General features: G+C 42.4%; 14 protein-coding genes. 6 read left to right on the plus strand and 8 right to left on the minus strand.

All coding sequences use genetic code 11. The annotated features are described in order from the left end of the window. Nucleotides 1-29: 29 nt before the first annotated feature. Nucleotides 30-1,478, minus strand: coding sequence for an alpha-amylase (locus D8792_RS04175; RefSeq protein ID WP_125373009.1), 1,449 nt, complete (start codon nt 1,476-1,478; stop codon nt 30-32). 179 nt (nt 1,479-1,657) lie between these two features. On the opposite strand from D8792_RS04175, the gene D8792_RS04180 reads away from it, so the two are divergent. The 4 genes from D8792_RS04180 to D8792_RS04195 all read left to right on the plus strand — a co-directional run bounded on the left by D8792_RS04180 (nt 1,658) and on the right by D8792_RS04195 (nt 8,924). Then, nucleotides 1,658-4,702 (plus strand): CocE/NonD family hydrolase, encoded by a 3,045-nt coding sequence (locus D8792_RS04180; RefSeq protein ID WP_125373010.1) that lies wholly within the window; start codon nt 1,658-1,660, stop codon nt 4,700-4,702. Between the two features lie 124 nt (nt 4,703-4,826). Further along, nucleotides 4,827-6,440, plus strand: coding sequence for a M20/M25/M40 family metallo-hydrolase (locus D8792_RS04185; protein ID WP_125373011.1), 1,614 nt, complete (start codon nt 4,827-4,829; stop codon nt 6,438-6,440). Nucleotides 6,441-6,550: 110 nt separating this feature from the next. Next, the gene (locus D8792_RS04190; protein ID WP_045497015.1) at nt 6,551-7,294 is read left to right on the plus strand and encodes an ABC transporter ATP-binding protein; all 744 of its coding nucleotides are present in this window, start codon (nt 6,551-6,553) and stop codon (nt 7,292-7,294) included. After that, nucleotides 7,284-8,924, plus strand: a complete 1,641-nt coding sequence (locus D8792_RS04195; RefSeq protein ID WP_125373012.1) for a hypothetical protein — start codon at nt 7,284-7,286, stop codon at nt 8,922-8,924. Before D8792_RS04190 ends, D8792_RS04195 begins: the two co-directional genes overlap by 11 nt. Nucleotides 8,925-9,030: 106 nt before the next feature. Here D8792_RS04195 and D8792_RS04200 read toward each other — a convergent pair whose 3' ends face one another. The 3 genes from D8792_RS04200 to D8792_RS04215 form a co-directional block, all read right to left on the minus strand. Then, nucleotides 9,031-9,789: a CPBP family intramembrane glutamic endopeptidase gene (locus D8792_RS04200; RefSeq protein ID WP_221763069.1), complete on the minus strand. Its 759-nt coding sequence runs from the start codon at nt 9,787-9,789 to the stop codon at nt 9,031-9,033. Nucleotides 9,790-10,133: 344 nt separating this feature from the next. Then, nucleotides 10,134-10,781 carry a PAQR family membrane homeostasis protein TrhA gene (trhA, locus tag D8792_RS04210; protein WP_125373014.1) on the minus strand — a complete coding sequence of 216 codons (648 nt, stop codon included), beginning with the start codon at nt 10,779-10,781 and terminating at the stop codon, nt 10,134-10,136. Further along, nucleotides 10,765-11,226, minus strand: a complete 462-nt coding sequence (locus tag D8792_RS04215) for a DUF1836 domain-containing protein (protein WP_185758395.1) — start codon at nt 11,224-11,226, stop codon at nt 10,765-10,767. Before D8792_RS04215 ends, trhA begins: the two co-directional genes overlap by 17 nt. 155 nt (nt 11,227-11,381) lie before the next feature. Here D8792_RS04215 and yaaA point away from each other — a divergent pair, with 155 nt between their 5' ends. After that, the gene (gene yaaA, locus D8792_RS04220; RefSeq protein WP_125373015.1) at nt 11,382-12,110 is read left to right on the plus strand and encodes a peroxide stress protein YaaA; all 729 of its coding nucleotides are present in this window, start codon (nt 11,382-11,384) and stop codon (nt 12,108-12,110) included. Between the two features lie 280 nt (nt 12,111-12,390). Here yaaA and D8792_RS04225 read toward each other — a convergent pair whose 3' ends face one another. The 4 genes from D8792_RS04225 to coaA form a co-directional block, all read right to left on the minus strand. Beyond that, a complete protein-coding gene (locus tag D8792_RS04225) occupies nt 12,391-13,119 on the minus strand; it encodes a TraX family protein (protein WP_002900153.1) in 729 nt (242 codons plus the stop codon). Between the two features lie 303 nt (nt 13,120-13,422). Continuing rightward, on the minus strand, nt 13,423-13,941 hold the full coding sequence (locus D8792_RS04230) for a DNA topology modulation protein (protein ID WP_125373016.1): 519 nt from the start codon (nt 13,939-13,941) through the stop codon (nt 13,423-13,425). A gap of 66 nt (nt 13,942-14,007) precedes the next feature. Next, nucleotides 14,008-14,244, minus strand: coding sequence for a 30S ribosomal protein S20 (gene rpsT / locus D8792_RS04235; RefSeq protein WP_001274000.1), 237 nt, complete (start codon nt 14,242-14,244; stop codon nt 14,008-14,010). Nucleotides 14,245-14,314: 70 nt separating this feature from the next. Next, nucleotides 14,315-15,235 carry a type I pantothenate kinase gene (coaA, locus tag D8792_RS04240; protein WP_125373017.1) on the minus strand — a complete coding sequence of 307 codons (921 nt, stop codon included), beginning with the start codon at nt 15,233-15,235 and terminating at the stop codon, nt 14,315-14,317. A 93-nt stretch (nt 15,236-15,328) separates the two neighbouring features. Between coaA and D8792_RS04245 the strand changes: the two genes are divergently transcribed. Then, complete coding sequence (locus tag D8792_RS04245) at nt 15,329-15,916, plus strand: class I SAM-dependent methyltransferase (protein WP_061911246.1); 588 nt, start codon at nt 15,329-15,331, stop codon at nt 15,914-15,916.

Raw genomic sequence — 15,916 nt, forward strand, 5'->3', positions numbered from 1 at the left:
AGATTCCCTCTCGTTTTTGAATATACAGATTATTTGACAGACCAGACACTGACTGACTTCTCCTCCACTGGAAATTCTCCCCAGCCTTCTTCGTCAATGGTCACGATTTGAGAACTATTGCCCAGATAATCGCTGAATTCTCTACCTGCCCATTCTGAACCGACCAGCATACGTTTGCTGCTGGCTTGGTCATTGCTGACAAGGACAGCGATTGGCTGCCCACCGTCCTTGCCTTGACGAGTCCAGCCGATACAGTTGGCATCGTCAAAGTAGTCAGTCTGCTCACCGTAAGCTAGGTTGAGGCGAATATCCAAAAGCTTGTCCAGTACGTCTTGGAAGCTGTCCTGGGCAAATTCTCCACTAATACCATAGTAGTCGCCATAAAAGACGCAAGGCAGCCCTTCTTCTCGTAGCAGGATGAGAGCATAGGCTGCTGGCTTGAACCATTCTTCGACGGTGGACTCCAGAGCTTGACCTCGCTGAGTGTCGTGATTGTCCACGAAGGTCACGGCTGATTCAGGATGATTCTTGGCAAGCGTCTGATCAAAAATCGTCCGTAGGTCAAAGTCTGCCCCAGCTATGCTAGCGTCAAAGAAATTATGGTGGAGCTTGACGTCAACAAGATCAAAACGGTATTCAATATTTTTTAGATAGTCGTTATTAGCCGTCTCATCGCTATTCCAAAATTCCCCAAAGACATAGAAATCTTCACCGTATTTTTCAGTTATATCGCGGATAAAATTTCTCATAAAGAAGGAGTCAATNTGCTTGACAGCATCTAAACGAAATCCTTGAACGCCTGTTGTTTCGATAAACCAGTAAACCCAGTCGTAGAGGTTTTGAATGACCTCTGGATGCTTGAAGTCAATATCAGCATACATGAGATAGTCATAGTTGCCGTTTTCATTATCCACAAGCTCATCATCTGCCCAGCCTTTATTGTCTCCTTGGATAAGGAAAATACCTGACTTGTTGTTTTTGGCATCATAGTCCGTACCGGTAAAGTGGTACCAATGCCATTCAAAGTCATTGTAGGTTTTATTGCGGCCTGGGAAGACAAATTTAGTCCAGCCTTTGATTTCGAAAGGTTCTGACAAAACCCTTGTTCGGTCGTTGGGGTCTACTTCGACGACAGTAAAACGCTCCTTGTAGTCTGCAGCTGCCTTGTGATTAAGAACTACATCAGCCATGGGTTCAATGCCATTGGCTTTGAGAGTTTGGATAGCATTTAGGTAGTCTTCCTTAAAACCATATTTGGTGCGGACAGTTCCTTTTTGGTCAAACTCGCCTAGGTCGAAGAGATCATAAACTCCATAGCCGACATCATTTGAGCCTGTTGCTTTGAAAGCTGGTGGCATCCAAATCTTGCGGATGCCTTTTGATGCTAGATGAGGAGCATCCTCCGCCAAGCGATTCCAATGTTGTCCATCATTTGGTAAGTACCATTCAAAATATTGCATTAATGTTTGATTTTCCATACGAGATACCTCACATTCTTGGGATGGGTCTATTTTACCAAAAGAAGAATGATGATACAAACGTTTATACAAGTTAATTTTATATTTTTTGATGATGAGCTAAAACTAGCATTGAATTTAAAACGTTTACATAGTATAATGGACAAGTAATAAACTTTATAAAAAGAAAGGGGTTCTTTATGAAAAAGAGAGGACTAGTGAGGTTACTCTTATCAGTCTCGCTATTTGTACCTTTGGCCCTAGGCTGGGTTGTTCAAGCCGATGAGGCGAGTCAGGCGAATGTCGAAAGCAAGGAGATTCTTCATACAGAAGCTGTCGCAAAGCCATCTGAGCCTATATCTTTAGTCCAGCAGCCAGCAGTTTTAGAGGTTGAAAGCAAGGAATCGTCGGCTACTGCAAGACCAGAAAAGCAAGAAGAGGAATCGGTCACTGCTGAAAAACCAGACGCGATCCATGAAATACCTGCTTCGTCACTGGAGTCTCCACCTTTAGCTTGGGCTCAAGATGCTAGCTTAGTGCCTTCTGTTGTGCCTGCTAGTGCCAAAGGACAAGACCTGTCTGCTTATACGGGAAGTCTTTCAAATCTAGCTTTAGCTGATAAGGAACTGACCCTGCAGGAAGCAGTCGATGAGCTACTGAAATGGGCAGCTGTCAATGAATCTCAGCTAGGTACCAGTGCCCAAGATAGGGTGAATCTAGCCAAGAGCATGGGAATGATTGACAAAGAGGCTGATTTGACAGCCCGTGTACAGGGAAGCAATCTGCAGACTATGTATGCTGTTGCCAAGCGCCTGCATGATGCCTATCGTGCCGAAAAGAAAGCACCGCTCTTTTTGAATGGTCGGGCGCAGCCAATTTTCCCATACAGCAGTGGAGCTAAGGAAGATAAAGACTATTCGTATGAGAAAAGCAATATCGTCCGTTTTCCTGTCTATGTTGAGACGGATCATGATACGGATGGAGACGGAAAGCGTGACCTCGTCAAGGCTATCGTACAACTTCCTAAAGCAGTAGCCCAAGGTGATTTTAAGGCTTCTACAATTTTAGAAGCCCGTCCTTATGTCGCAGGGACTTTGGATGAAAACTATGTGACCTTGGAAAGTCTCAATCTGCCGACAAACGGTTCTTATGATATGAAGAGTTTGCACAATAAGCCTGCTAAGCGCCAACCGGTTTCCAGCATGAGCAGTATTGATGCGGCGAAGAAGGCCAAAGCGTCAGATTGGTACTATTATAGCCCTTATGAAGGGATTTATGATTACGAGAATTTGAACTGGTATGATTACTTCCTAGTGCGCGGCTATGCCTTTGTTTCCAGTGCTGGTCTGGGTACTAAGGGTTCAGAAGGCTTCAATACAACTGGATCTAATTTGGAAGTAGAAGCCTTTAAAAATATTGTCGAATGGGTCAATGGTAAACGGACGGCCTACACAGACAGAACTAGCAATATTGAAATCAAGGCTGACTGGGCCAATGGCAAAGTCGGTATGACTGGCCTATCTTGGGCCGGTACGACAACTTTCGGTGTGGCAACAACAGGTGTAGAAGGCCTGAGAACCATCGTTCCAGCCGCAGGAATTGCTAGCTGGTATGATTATTTTAATAGTCAAGGAACAGCCTACAGCAATCCGCCATACAGTGATCTGTCTTGGCTGTCACTCTACGTTTCTACTCGGATGCTTGATCAAGACGATTGGGCTTCAATCTGGAACAAGTATGCTGACTACATCAATCAGCTAAACAAGGACCAAAAAGCTCACGGTCGCAATTATAGCCAAGTTTGGCGGGAACGCGATTATACCCTAAATTCAGGAAAGATAAAGACTAGCGCCCTGCTGGTACATGGCTTAAATGATGACAATGTCAAAACCAAACAATTTGAGCTCATGTATGATGTCTTGAAAAAAGCGGGACAAAACGTAAAACTCTACCTCCACCAAGGAGACCATGTCCATCCAGCAGCTATCTCTCGAGGGTATGGTATCAAGGCCAACAATCAAGATTTCTACGACTTGCTCAATACTTGGTTCTCTCATTATCTTTACGATGTCAAGAACGATGTTAGCAAGCTTCCTGCTGTTTTGGCACAAAATAACTACGATCCAAATAAATGGACGAGCTATGACAATTGGAAAAGTAATAATCGTTTGATTTTGACAGCTAAGTCCAAACGTCTAGAAGAAACCATTTCCAGTGACTATGCGGCTGCTGGGATTGACACTAGCAAGCGAGATGAGTCAGTCAGTCAAGCTTCTTCTAAGGCTAACATGACCTTTATGACAGAAGTCAAAGAAGATACGACTATCAAAGGCCATATTCCAGTTCACTTCAAGGCCGCTTTAGCCAAGGGAAGTGGCAAAAACTTGCAGGTCAATGCACTCTTGGTAGATGTATCAGACAAAGAGTTTGATGTTGTTGGAAATGGTGCTGCTAGTGATGACAGCAAGGCCGGTGACTTCTGGATGGGTAGCAATCTCAGCAATCTGGATGTTAAAAACTTTGCGACAACCAAAACAAGATACAAGGTCATTGCTAAGGGCTGGCTAAACTTAGCCAATCCAGAATCAGGCTATACACCGTCTAGCTCAGAAAAGAGCACTAAGCCAAAAGTCGGCCAATTCCATGATTATACCATGTATTTGCAGCCGAATCTTTACACGGTGAAAAAAGGCCACAAGCTGGCTCTGGTCTTCAATACTTATGATCCTAGCGACTTGACGATTAAGCGTCAGTATGCGGTGACTTTCAAGACGGATTCTATTAGTGCGCTAGTACCGACCGTGGAAGCTAGTCGGTCACAAAAAGCTGATTATGTAGCAAGTGCCCTTGATACGGAATATGCTAACTTACCTGAAATTCTTGGTGAAAAGCTAGTTGCACCAGAAATCAGAGAAGTTCCAGAATATATCTTTGATAGACAGGAGCCACAACAAGAAGCTCCGTCAGTCGATTCGAGGGTTGGACGTGAAGAAGGTAAGAAAGGCGTGACTGACCATGTGCAGCAATTAAGCAGTCAGAAAGTGGTGCCTCAGGTGCAGCAATTAGCTAGTCGACCAGAAGTGTCTCAAGTGGAGCAGGCAGCTGTTCAACAAGCTCAACAAGCCGCATCCTCCTTGCCAAAAACTGGTAGTAAATCAGAAATGGGAATGTTCTATCTAGGCTTGGTGCTTCTTGTCAGCACATTGGGCATGTCTGGCCTCGTTAAGAAATATTCTCATCGTTAGTCATTACAAGATAAAAGCAGCCAAACATTCCTGACTAGGTAAAGATTGGCTGCTTTTGCCTTATCGTCTTTCAGCTGGCCATGGCCTGCAAGTCAGAAGTGCCAGAAATATAGAGGTAGAAAGAATGAAACAGTATATTCAAGATATTTTTAACCAAAGCATGGCGATTGAAAGTTTTACCCATACTAGTTCTGAGCGGAAGATTGAAGCCTTTCTTCAGGAGCGGATAGGAGAGATTCCTTATTTTCAGGAACATCCAGAACAGATTGGCTGCTATCAGATTCCGAATGATTTTTATAACCGCAGTGTCAACTGGGCTCTGGTCAAGCGAGATACGGCTGACACCGTGATTATTTTTCATCATCATGATACAGTGGACATTGAGGACTTTGGGAGTCTCAAAGACTGGGCTTTTGATAATCAGTCCCTCAAAGAAAAATTACCCTCCATTTCTTCAGATTCAGATCTTTTAACGGATATTGCGTCGGACAAATGGCAGTTCGGTCGGGGCTCTTGCGACATGAAGGCGGCTCTGGCCTTGCAGCTAGGAGTGGTGGAAAGATACAGTCAGATACAGTCTGGTCTGGTCAATTTGCTCTATCTGTCGGTCGGAGATGAGGAGTCCTATTCTCAAGGCATGCGGGCAGCAACAGCCTTGCTTGCTGAATTGAAGGAGCGCTTCCAGCTTCATTACCTTCTGGCTGTGGATTCTGAGCCTTTTGAGAGTCAGTCAGCGGAGGAAAAGGTGCTTCATATAGGAACGGTCGGTAAGTTGATGCCAGTTGTCGTGACTCAGGGTATCCTTTCGCACATGAAAGAGCCACTCAAGGGGATCAATGCCCTGTCCTTGCTGGCCAAGGTTGGTGAAAAAATTGACCTTAATCCAGCTCTATCCGACATGGCCTACGGAGAACGCTCGCCCCTGCCATCTTGGTCTTATCTGCGCGATTTGAAGGAAAATTACGATGTATCAACAGTGCTGCGTGCTGCTGGCTATTTCAGCGTCCTTTATCTAGAAAAGAGTCCAAGTGAATTGCTAACGACCATAAAGAATCTCAGTCAGGAAGCAGTGGAGGACTTTTATCAAAACTACTGTCAGCTTCAGAAAGTTTATGAAGAAAGCAAGATTGTACCGAAACCGCGCGTGCTGACCTATCAGGAATTACTGCAAGAATGCCAAGAAAAAATCGGTTTTGAAGGCACTTTGGAGAAAATTTATGAAGAAGCCCAGCAAGCCTTGCAAGAGGGCGCATCCTATCAGGAAATCAGCATTCAAAATATCCAGAAAGTTTTAGATTTCTACGACCGTAAGGAAGCTTTGGTTGTCTTAGCGATCGCGCCGCCTTACTATCCATCCATGAATTGTCGCCGCTTGTCAGACAGTCCGATTAGGATTGACAAGGTCATTCAACTCTATCGAGATTATCTGGACAAGGAAGCTGGTTGTCAGCTCCAAGTGGACGAATTTTTTATGGGAATATGTGACCTTAGCTACTGTGCCTTGGAGAAGCCTGCCGCTGAATACCAGGACCTGATTGCCAGTATGCCTGTTCCTGAGAATCTCTATCATCTGGATTTCCCAGAAATTGCGGCCAATCATATCCCCGGCATCAATCTAGGCCCATGGGGGAAAGATTTGCATCAGCTGACTGAGCGTGTTTATGAGCAGGACATGCTGGAAACCATTCCCAATTTCTTGCTCTATCTGTTGGAAAATGCTCAAACTTTCAAGGTTTAAAAGATGGCTATAGATTATTTCAAAGCAAAATCCGAACTTTTTCGCTCATTTTAAGACAAATAAGTTTTAAGATAGTATAATAACCTCAAAACATAGCAAAGGAGATTCTCATGATTGAATTTAGAGATGTTACAAAAGACTATGATGGCAAGCTGGCGCTTAACCATTTGAATCTGACCTTGGAAAGCGGTGAGATTGTCGGTCTGATTGGTCACAATGGAGCGGGTAAGTCAACGACCATTAAATCCTTGGTCAGCGTCATTAATCCGACACAAGGACAAATTTTTGTGGACGGCAAGGAGCTATCCAGTAATCGTCTAGAAATCAAGAAAAAAATCGGCTATGTAGCTGATTCTCCTGATCTTTTCTTGCGCCTGACAGCCAATGAATTTTGGGAGCTAGTGGCGACTTCCTACGATATGACCACGGCAGAAGTAGAAGCTCGTTTGGGCGAGTTGCTGGCTATCTTTGACTTTGCTAGCCATCGTTATGAAGTGATTGAGTCGTTTTCACACGGTATGCGGCAGAAGGTCTTTGTCATTGGTGCCCTTTTGTCCGATCCAGATATCTGGGTTTTGGATGAGCCCTTGACGGGATTGGATCCTCAGGCAGCTTTTGATCTTAAGCAGATGATGCGTGAGCATGCTAACAAGGGAAATACAGTTCTGTTTTCAACCCACGTATTAGAAGTGGCTGAGCAGCTATGTGATAAGATTGCCATTCTCAAAAAAGGAGAGTTGATATTCTACGGAACGGTTGAGGACCTAAAAGCCCAGCATCCAGACCAGTCCCTCGAAACCATCTATCTAGGTCTGGCTGGCCGCAGAGAAGAGGTGAGTTCAGATGCGCCTTAAAGCGATTAAAAAATTAGTTGATATCAATATTCTTTATGCGATTCAAGCATCGCAGTTGCAGCAATACCGCAAGAAGCAGGAAAAAAATCCAGAGGTCAAAGTCAATGTCTCCCTGCAGGCTATTCGAATGTACTTGATTTTGGGCTTGGTCTACCTGTTCTTCTTTGGTATCATGAGTGCCTTCAATCACATGGTAGGAAATCCGGGCCTCTTTGCCAATATGGTCTCCGTATTTGCAGTATTTTCCATGTCGCAGGGCTTTCTGGTTTTCTATAATGTCTTTTATGAAAGCAAGGATTTGCAGTCCTATCGGCCCTATGCCTTTAGTGAATCAGAAATCATTGTCGGAAAGAGCATCTCTGTTGTCCTGACTCTCTTGATTGCGATTCTGCCCATGTATAGCTATTTCATCGTGCTAGCTCTTCAAGGCGGAAATCCCTTAGTCGGCTTGCCTATGGCCTTGATTTCGATTGTCATTTTAAGCTCTGTTATAACCTTTATCATTTTGATTTTGGTGCATTTTATCACCAAGACAGCTTTCTTTAGAAAGTATAAGACTATTCTATCCAATGTGATTCTGGGGCTGGTTTCCCTTGGTTCGGTAGGACTCTATATCTTTATCAATCAAATGAACAGTCGTAGTATCGCCAGCAATACAATAGCCACACCTTATTTCCCGCCAGTTGTAGCCTTTTACGACTTTATCATCAATCCTCTTAGCTTGTCTGCAATTTTAGGGATTCTAGCTTGGCTTGCCGTGGGGGGGCTGCTCTTCTTGGTGGTTAAGTTCAAGGTCATACCAGAATTTTATGAAGCAGCCTTGATGACAGGTGCAGCAAGTGGCAAACGTGAGCGAGTGCACGATATCAATATGGACGAGGCCAAGAATTTCAAAAAGTTCGTCTGGCGCTATCACATTCGGCTGCTGAGTGAAGGTTCGGTTATCTTGCAGGCTCTCTTCATGTCAGCACTGATTCCTTACATCATCATTTTTAGTATGGCCATGGGGGCAGTCAAAGCAGATCTAGATGTTAGCCCGTTCTTGATTCCGCGATTTTTACTTCCGCTTAGCTTCCTATCTATGTTTATCGCCACCCTCAATTCGGGTGGGAGTAATCTGACCTCTATTGGTTTATCCTTGGAGCGGGAAAATTTTGATTATCTGAAGGTCTTACCTTTTGAGCTCAGAAAATATGTTCGTCTCAAATTTTGGTATCTCTTTGCCATTCAGTCCATTTTACCAGTGATTCTTCTTTTAGTGACCAGTCTTATCTTTCATGTTCATTTGGTGACGTTTCTGGTTATGCTGCTGGTTTGGTTTATGGCTAGTCTAGCTTGGAGCGCTTGGGGTTATCATCGGGATTATAAGCATTTGGTGACCAACTGGTCCAATGTCAACGAGCTGATGACTCGAGATAATAGTATGGGTAAGACCTTATTAGGACTAGCCTTTACTATTGGAGTGATTATCGTGATTGGTCTTCTCTATGTGATTTCATACTCCCTGCCTATCACGTTACTTTATCTCCTTTCAGTTATGCTGATTTTTATTTCTGGACTTGTTTCTTATCTGATCTATCGCTATTATATGAAAAAACTTGATAGCGAAATTGCAAGTTTCAATTCCTAAATAACAATAATAAAAAAGCTTAGCAGCAGGGTGATTTGATTACCTACTTCTAAGCTTTTTAGTTGCGATTTATTCTACCATTTTTTGTTAGCTGATATGTTTCCTTTTAGGAACGCCAATTAATCAGTACATACATCAAGCTGGAGCCAAACATATCCGCCAAGGCGTGCATGAGGAAGAAAGGCAGGAGATTCTTGACCTTGTACTTGTAAAGGAAATAGTAAAAGAGACCATAGACCACTCCGATAACCAAGGCCCAGAGCATTCCTTGATAAGTATGGAAAGAAATCCGAATGATGGTAGAGTAGGCCAGTGCCCACCACTTATACTTATCCTTGACTGAGGTCATGAGGCCAAGAAAGAAGAATTCTTCATAGAAGCCATTGAGTAGTCCATAGAGGATGGTCATTGGTGTCAGCTCAGCAAATTTTCGGAAGATTTCCAGTAAATCTATATAAGCCCAGAGGGTTGGATCAAAGTAATTATACTCGCTGCTCAGTGTCATCACGATGTCGCCAAAGAATCCCACCACTATGAAGATCAGAGGTGTCCAGAGCAGAACCGACCAAGTCAGGCGGATGGGAAGCTGCTTAAAATCAAAGCGCCTCAGCAGAAGATAGAGAATGGTCAAGACCAGCATCAGGAGCTGAAGATTGAAATTGCTTGAGAATGCTGCGCCTTCGCTAGCTGTATTGCTGACCGTTTCAGTTGCTGCCGTCGTCGCTGTTGTTGAAAAACTAGCTAGGTAAAGCTCGGTTGATCGGTAGATGAACTGACCAAACATGAGCAGAGTAATCACAAGAATATCGAACCATTTCAGCTCTTTCAGAGGCTGCGATGGGCGGATTTTTGATAAAATAGTCATTCGTTTTCCTTCCATAACTGGCAGATTCATTTGCCAGAGATCATCTTTTCTATCCTTATCTTAGCAAAATAAGCTTAAATTTTTATTATTTTCAAAGCTCCTGCTTTTGAGAGGAGCTTTTTGCAGACCAGTTGTAAGCTTAGTTGAAGAGCTGCATTATATCATAGAGAAGAGGCTGGGACAAAAGTCCTAGCCTCTCAATTGTCTTTGGATTGTCGAGCAAGACGCAGTGGTTGAGTGGGCTCTACTAGGCTGATTTCATCAGCTTTTACAGCCCTACTCAACTGTGTGGAGGTGGGACGACGAAATCGAATTCTAATGAATTACCGATTTCTGTCCCACTCTCACATGAAATAGACAATTGCTAGGTATTGGAGAGCAGAAGCGGCTAGGATGAAGAGGTGCCAAATCATGTGGAAGTAGGGCTTCTTTTTGGCATAAAAACCAGCGCCGACTGTGTAGCAAAGACCGCCTGCTAGCATGAGTCCCCAAAACACTGGTCCAGTTTGTCCGATAATTTGCGGGATGATAAAGATCACCAGCCAGCCCATAATTAGATAGAGAGCCAGGCTAAATTTCTCATTGACCTTCTTGGCAAAGATTTTGTAGAGAATGCCAAAGATGGTCGTGCCCCACTGAATCGCGATAATCAGATAGCCGCGCCAGTCATTCATGAGTGAAAGGACGACAGGCGTATAGCTGCCCGCGATAGCGATATAGATCATGGAGTGGTCAATAATCCGCAGGATATATTTGTGGGCAGAGCCATAGGACATGGAGTGGTAAATGGTAGAAGAAAGAAACATGAGGAAAAGGCTTATGACAAAGATAGAAGTGCCAACAGCAGAAACGAGGCCATGCTCTTCATAACTGTAAATAGCAGAGATGGGGAGAAGAATCAGCATCAAAACAGCTCCGACGGCATGAGTGACAGCATTGGCAATTTCCTCTCCAAAAGAGAGTTGTTTACTGAGTTTAAGCGCGTAGTTCATCGTTATCGGCCTCCTTTTCGGGTACTTGGATAAAAGCAAGGGTTTGCTGGTAGAGTTTTAAGGTCTGACAGGCACTGGCAATAATGGGAGTCACTTCAAGTTTCCGTCCGTTCATATAATCCACAAAGTCATTGTAGAGCTTTTCAGACTGGGTCTGGGCGTTGAGCATATCCAAAGTCGCAGCAATATCTTGAATAGAAAAAACAGTTTTCAAGCTTGTAATGGCAATCAAACGGGCAACTTGCTGGCGATTGTATTTTTTCTTTAGAGGTTTTTCAAGGTAGCCATGCTTGACATAATTATTGATCATGGATGCGGTCAATCCTTTGTCAGATGCGGTAAAAGTCGGCTTACAGACCTTGTTGACGTAGAGCAGGACCTGATCCAGATACAGGTCAAGAACAGGTAATTCATCCCATCTCGGGAACAGATTTTTCGTTTCCAAATCTTAAACTTTCTAATATCTAGTTTTGATAACTAGATATTATCATTTTTGAAAATTTAAGTCAAGAATAAATCCAATTAGTCCAAAATTTGCTATAATCATGAGTGAGGAAAACAGGAAAATAGACTCTGAATCCAATATGAGAAAGGGAAAACATGAAAATTTTAATTCCGACTGCCAAAGAAATGAATGAGGAACAGAGCTCGCTGGGGCGCTCCCAGTTGACGTCTAAAAACAAAATCATCATAGAAGAGTTGTTGCAATTCTCAGCCAAAGAGCTGGAAAAATTATACAAAATCAGTCCGCAAATGGCTGAAATAGAATACCAGCGGATTCAAAATCTGAGCAAAAATGAAGCGGAGACTTATCCAGCCTTGCTCTTATTTGACGGGCTCATGTATCGCAATATCAAGCGAAAAGATTGGACACAAGGGGAGAAATCCTACATTCAAGAGCATTTGCTTTTAACTTCTAGTCTATATGGGGTCATTCCTGCCCTTAGTCCGATTGCCCCTCATCGGCTGGACTTTTTGGTGGGGCTGAAGCCCAATGGTCAAACGCTGAAAAAATTTTGGCGGGACGATTATACAAAAGCAGTAGCGGATGAAGATATGCTACTTTCGCTCTTGTCTAGTGAATTTGAGGAAGTTTTTGAAAAATCAGTCAGAGAGAAGATGCTTCGCTTCAAATTTTTAGAAGAAAAGGCTGGCAAATTCAAAAGTCATTCTACTATTTCTAAAAAAGCGCGTGGGCAGTTTTTGACTGCTTTGATGGAAGCGCAGGTCGATAAACTTGAGCAAATCAAACAGCTCTCTTTTGCAGGTTTTGCTTATCGAGCAGATCTTTCAGATGCTAAAGAATTAGTTTTTGTAAAAGAAGAATAAGAAAAGGAGGCTGGGACAAAAATCCGACCTCAAATATAGAAAGCGAACAAAACTAGTTTTCTGGTAATCAGAATTCTGCTTTGTTCGCTTTTCGCATTTAATTATAGATTTGAAGGGCTTAATAATTAAGATTTTTAAAAATTGAAATATTTTTGTCCCAAACTCTTTTTTGTAGCAAAGAGACTATTGTCTCAGACTCTTTTACTCTATTATTGAGACTTATCAAAAGAAAAATTAACTTAACAGGTATTTCTACTGCAACTTTTAACACATTCATTAACTACATTAGAAATAAGAGAAAGGCAATTCGAAACAGAGACAGGGCGAGCAAATGAAGGGGGTAAAACCAGTAAAATACTTTTCCAATATTGGCCCCTTTTTGACCGTTGTAGAAAGAGGTCACGAGGAGAAACAGAAGACAGGTGGCAGCCAGATCAGCCAGACCATCATAGGAGAAATTGAAGGCCAAAATTAGGATTTGCACACTGTTCAGTACCAAGACACCGCCAATTTTTCGGAAGATTGGGTCTTTAATCTTTGCAAAGGCATAGATACCAAAAACTCCTCCCGTCAGTCCGCCGTCAGCGATAATGGACAGAGTAAAACAGAGTAGAATAATTAGAACTTTTCTCCAGGTTGCTGTTTGCTGATCACTGTAATAAAGAGCACAGAGCCCCAAAAAGAGAGTAACAACCGTATTTTGCATGATAAAGCCAAGACCAGTAACCCAGCCCATCAGAGAGAAAGGGATGATACTGATAAGAGCCAGCAGCCCCAATCGTCTCATATACTTGCGCACATCATGACTGTGCCGATATCCTTCCGCGATACAAAAGGCAAAGACTGGAAAAGCCAGGCGGCCTATTATGTGCATACTATTGGCCGGCCAGTTAGGAGAGAGAATATTCATATTGGTAGCCAGTGGAAAAGATACCCAGGCGATATGGTCAATCAGCATGGCAAGCATAGCAAGCAGTTTCAAACTGCTATTGTCAATTATTTTTTTCATAGGATCCTCCTTTTTCCTTTCCTAGGATACAAGAAAGAGGTTCTTTTTTCCATTTCTTTAGCTTACATTTCTCTCATTTTTCTTACAATTTTGTAAGTTGGAATTTCACCTTTTTACCTCATCGATGAATACTTCTGATTTTTTCTTGACAAATAAGACTGAACGAGGCTGGGACAAAAATATTTTGATTTTAGGAATTCTTTATTATAAATTTTTAAAATCGATAGATTAGACAAAAAAAGTGAACAAGACAGACTTCTGAGTGTCAGATAACTCCGTTTTGTTCGCTTTTTATATTTAAGGTTAGACTTTTGTCCCAGATTCTTTTACATAGTCTGATAATTTCTTTTGATTCTGCAATTCGATGAATTTCTCAGGATAGGTTTGGCGAACTTTTTCATAGCGACTCTTAGTCTCTCTTGTCCGACCATCCCAAAGGATCCAGCGGATAAATTCCCAATCCAGTCTTTCGGTACAGCCAGATGCCATACTCTCTCGTACTTGATTGCGATATTTTAGATAGCGTTTGAAGGCGCGATAGAGGCAGTTCCAGCGAGAAAAGTTCATAAAGATAATCTGATCAGCCTGAGCCATTCTTTCCTCAAAGTAGGCAAAAGAGTAGTTGCCATCGATGACCCAAGATTGTTCTCGCTTGAGGTAATCCGCTAAATCATCCTTGACTTGGTCTTGACTACGAGTCTGCCAGTTTTCTTCAAACCGAATCGTGTCCAGATGAAGGACGGGAATATGGTGGAAGTGGCCTAACTGCTGGGCCAAGGTTGATTTTCCAGAGCCAGAGTAGCCGATGATAGCAATCTTCATATAATTTCTCCTTTTATAATGAGCAACAAAAAAAGCTCCGTGGAGCTCCTTTGTATGCGCGATGCATTATTTAGCAAGTTTAGCTGAAAGACGTGCTTTATCGCGGCTTGCTTTGTTTTTGTGGATCAAACCTTTTGTTTCTGCTTTATCGATAGCTGAGCTAGCAGCACGGAAAAGTTCTTCAGACGGGTTTGCTTCAAATGCTTTGATTGCAGTACGCATAGCTGATTTTTGAGCTGAGTTTTTTTCGTTTTGTTTAACGTTCAATTCAGCGCGTTTGATAGCTGACTTAATGTTTGCCAAGTTATTCACCTCCATTGAAAATACTAACTATCTAATTATATATGAAAAGTTGTGATTTGACAAGCCTAAATTATTTTTTTAGATAGATTTCATCAATTTCATGATTTTTAGCCTTATGCAAAATCACTTCGACCCTGTTGCGAGTTGGCTCGATATAATCTATCAGGTTCACCAGATTGATTGTTTCCCAGATATTATGGGCAAGTGCCATGACTTCTTCTTCGGGCTGGGTCGTAAAGCGATGGTAGTAGTTGTCCGTGTCATGCTTGGCTAGTGCCAATAATTTTTTAAAACGATCTAGATACCAAGACTCGATATTTTCGACTTCGGCATCTACGTAGATAGAGAAGTCGAAGAAGTCAGTCATATAAAGGCGTTCATTTTGCGGATTTTGGAAGACGTTGATGCCTTCTACGATGACAAAGTCAGCTGCCCTAATTTCCTGCTTTTCATTTGGGACAATATCATAAATTTCATGCGAGTAGACGGGAATTTCATAGTTTTGACCATTTTTGATGCGGTCTAAAAAGTCAAGTAAGAGTTCCATATTATAGCTTTCAGGGAAGCCCTTGCGATTTAAAATGCCTGATTCAATCAAGGTTTGATTGGGATAGAGGAAACCATCGGTCGTCACCAATTCAACGGTTGCATTGGTAAAAGTCCGTGATAGGAGGATTTGCAATAGGCGGCTAATCGTTGATTTTCCAACGGCAACACTGCCAGATACTCCGATAATAAAGGGCTGCCTTTTACTCTCCTTTTGTAGAAAAATACCTTTTGAAAAGGCGAGATCCTCTTTGGAACGTTTATAAATCTGAATGAGATTTGTCAGAGGAAGATAAACATCTGTTACATCCTGTAGACTGATTTTGTCATTGAAACTCTTGATAGAATTGAGTTCGGACTCAGTGAGCGGTGGATTTTTCTTTCGATGCAGATTCTGCCAAGTTTGGCGGCTGATTTTTTCAAAATGAAGAAATTCGTTGGTCATAATATACTCCTATATGATGGATTCTAGTATAACATACTTTTGGAGAAATGAAAACGATTTACAAATCTAGAAAATTTATGATAAAATGGTTTTATGACTAAAATGTATTTTGCAGAAAATCCGGATGCCAAACATGACATTCATGAATTGAAAGTGGAACTATTAGGACAACAGATGACCTTTTTAACGGATGCTGGTGTCTTTAGTAAAAAAATGATCGACTATGGCAGTCGAGTTTTGTTGTCTGCCTTGGAATTTAACAAAAAAGAAACACTGCTGGATGTCGGCTGCGGTTATGGAACGCTGGGCTTGACTCTGGCTAAAGCGCAAGAGCTAGAAGTCACTCTCGTGGATATCAATCAGCGAGCACTAGACTTGGCTAGAAAAAATGCGGATGCGAATCAAGTATCTGCAGATATTTTCCAGTCCAATGTTTACGAACAGGTGACCGGACAATTTCATCATATTATTAGCAACCCGCCGATTCGAGCTGGTAAGCAGGTGGTGCATGAAGTTATTTCAGGTAGCTATGATCACTTGTTAGCGGATGGGGATTTGACGATTGTTATCCAAAAGAAACAAGGAGCTCCTAGTGCTAAAGCTAAGATGGAAGAAGTATTTGGCAACTGTGAGACTCTCAAGAAGGACAAAGGCTATTATATCCTAAGGAGTGTGAAATAA

It is taken from the genome of Streptococcus cristatus, assembly GCF_003943505.1.
GTDB lineage: Bacteria > Bacillota > Bacilli > Lactobacillales > Streptococcaceae > Streptococcus > Streptococcus cristatus_E.

What these genes read in the sequence shown, in the direction of transcription:
- D8792_RS04180 (WP_125373010.1), top strand. Translation starts at nt 1,658, where the DNA reads ATGAAAAAGAGAGGACTAGTGAGGTTACTCTTATCAGTCTCGCTATTT.
- D8792_RS04185 (WP_125373011.1), top strand. Translation starts at nt 4,827, where the DNA reads ATGAAACAGTATATTCAAGATATTTTTAACCAAAGCATGGCGATTGAA.
- D8792_RS04190 (WP_045497015.1), top strand. Translation starts at nt 6,551, where the DNA reads ATGATTGAATTTAGAGATGTTACAAAAGACTATGATGGCAAGCTGGCG.
- D8792_RS04195 (WP_125373012.1), top strand. Translation starts at nt 7,284, where the DNA reads ATGCGCCTTAAAGCGATTAAAAAATTAGTTGATATCAATATTCTTTAT.
- D8792_RS04200 (WP_221763069.1), bottom strand. Translation starts at nt 9,789, where the DNA reads ATGACTATTTTATCAAAAATCCGCCCATCGCAGCCTCTGAAAGAGCTG.
- trhA (WP_125373014.1), bottom strand. Translation starts at nt 10,781, where the DNA reads ATGAACTACGCGCTTAAACTCAGTAAACAACTCTCTTTTGGAGAGGAA.
- yaaA (WP_125373015.1), top strand. Translation starts at nt 11,382, where the DNA reads ATGAAAATTTTAATTCCGACTGCCAAAGAAATGAATGAGGAACAGAGC.
- D8792_RS04225 (WP_002900153.1), bottom strand. Translation starts at nt 13,119, where the DNA reads ATGAAAAAAATAATTGACAATAGCAGTTTGAAACTGCTTGCTATGCTT.
- D8792_RS04230 (WP_125373016.1), bottom strand. Translation starts at nt 13,941, where the DNA reads ATGAAGATTGCTATCATCGGCTACTCTGGCTCTGGAAAATCAACCTTG.
- coaA (WP_125373017.1), bottom strand. Translation starts at nt 15,235, where the DNA reads ATGACCAACGAATTTCTTCATTTTGAAAAAATCAGCCGCCAAACTTGG.
- D8792_RS04245 (WP_061911246.1), top strand. Translation starts at nt 15,329, where the DNA reads ATGACTAAAATGTATTTTGCAGAAAATCCGGATGCCAAACATGACATT.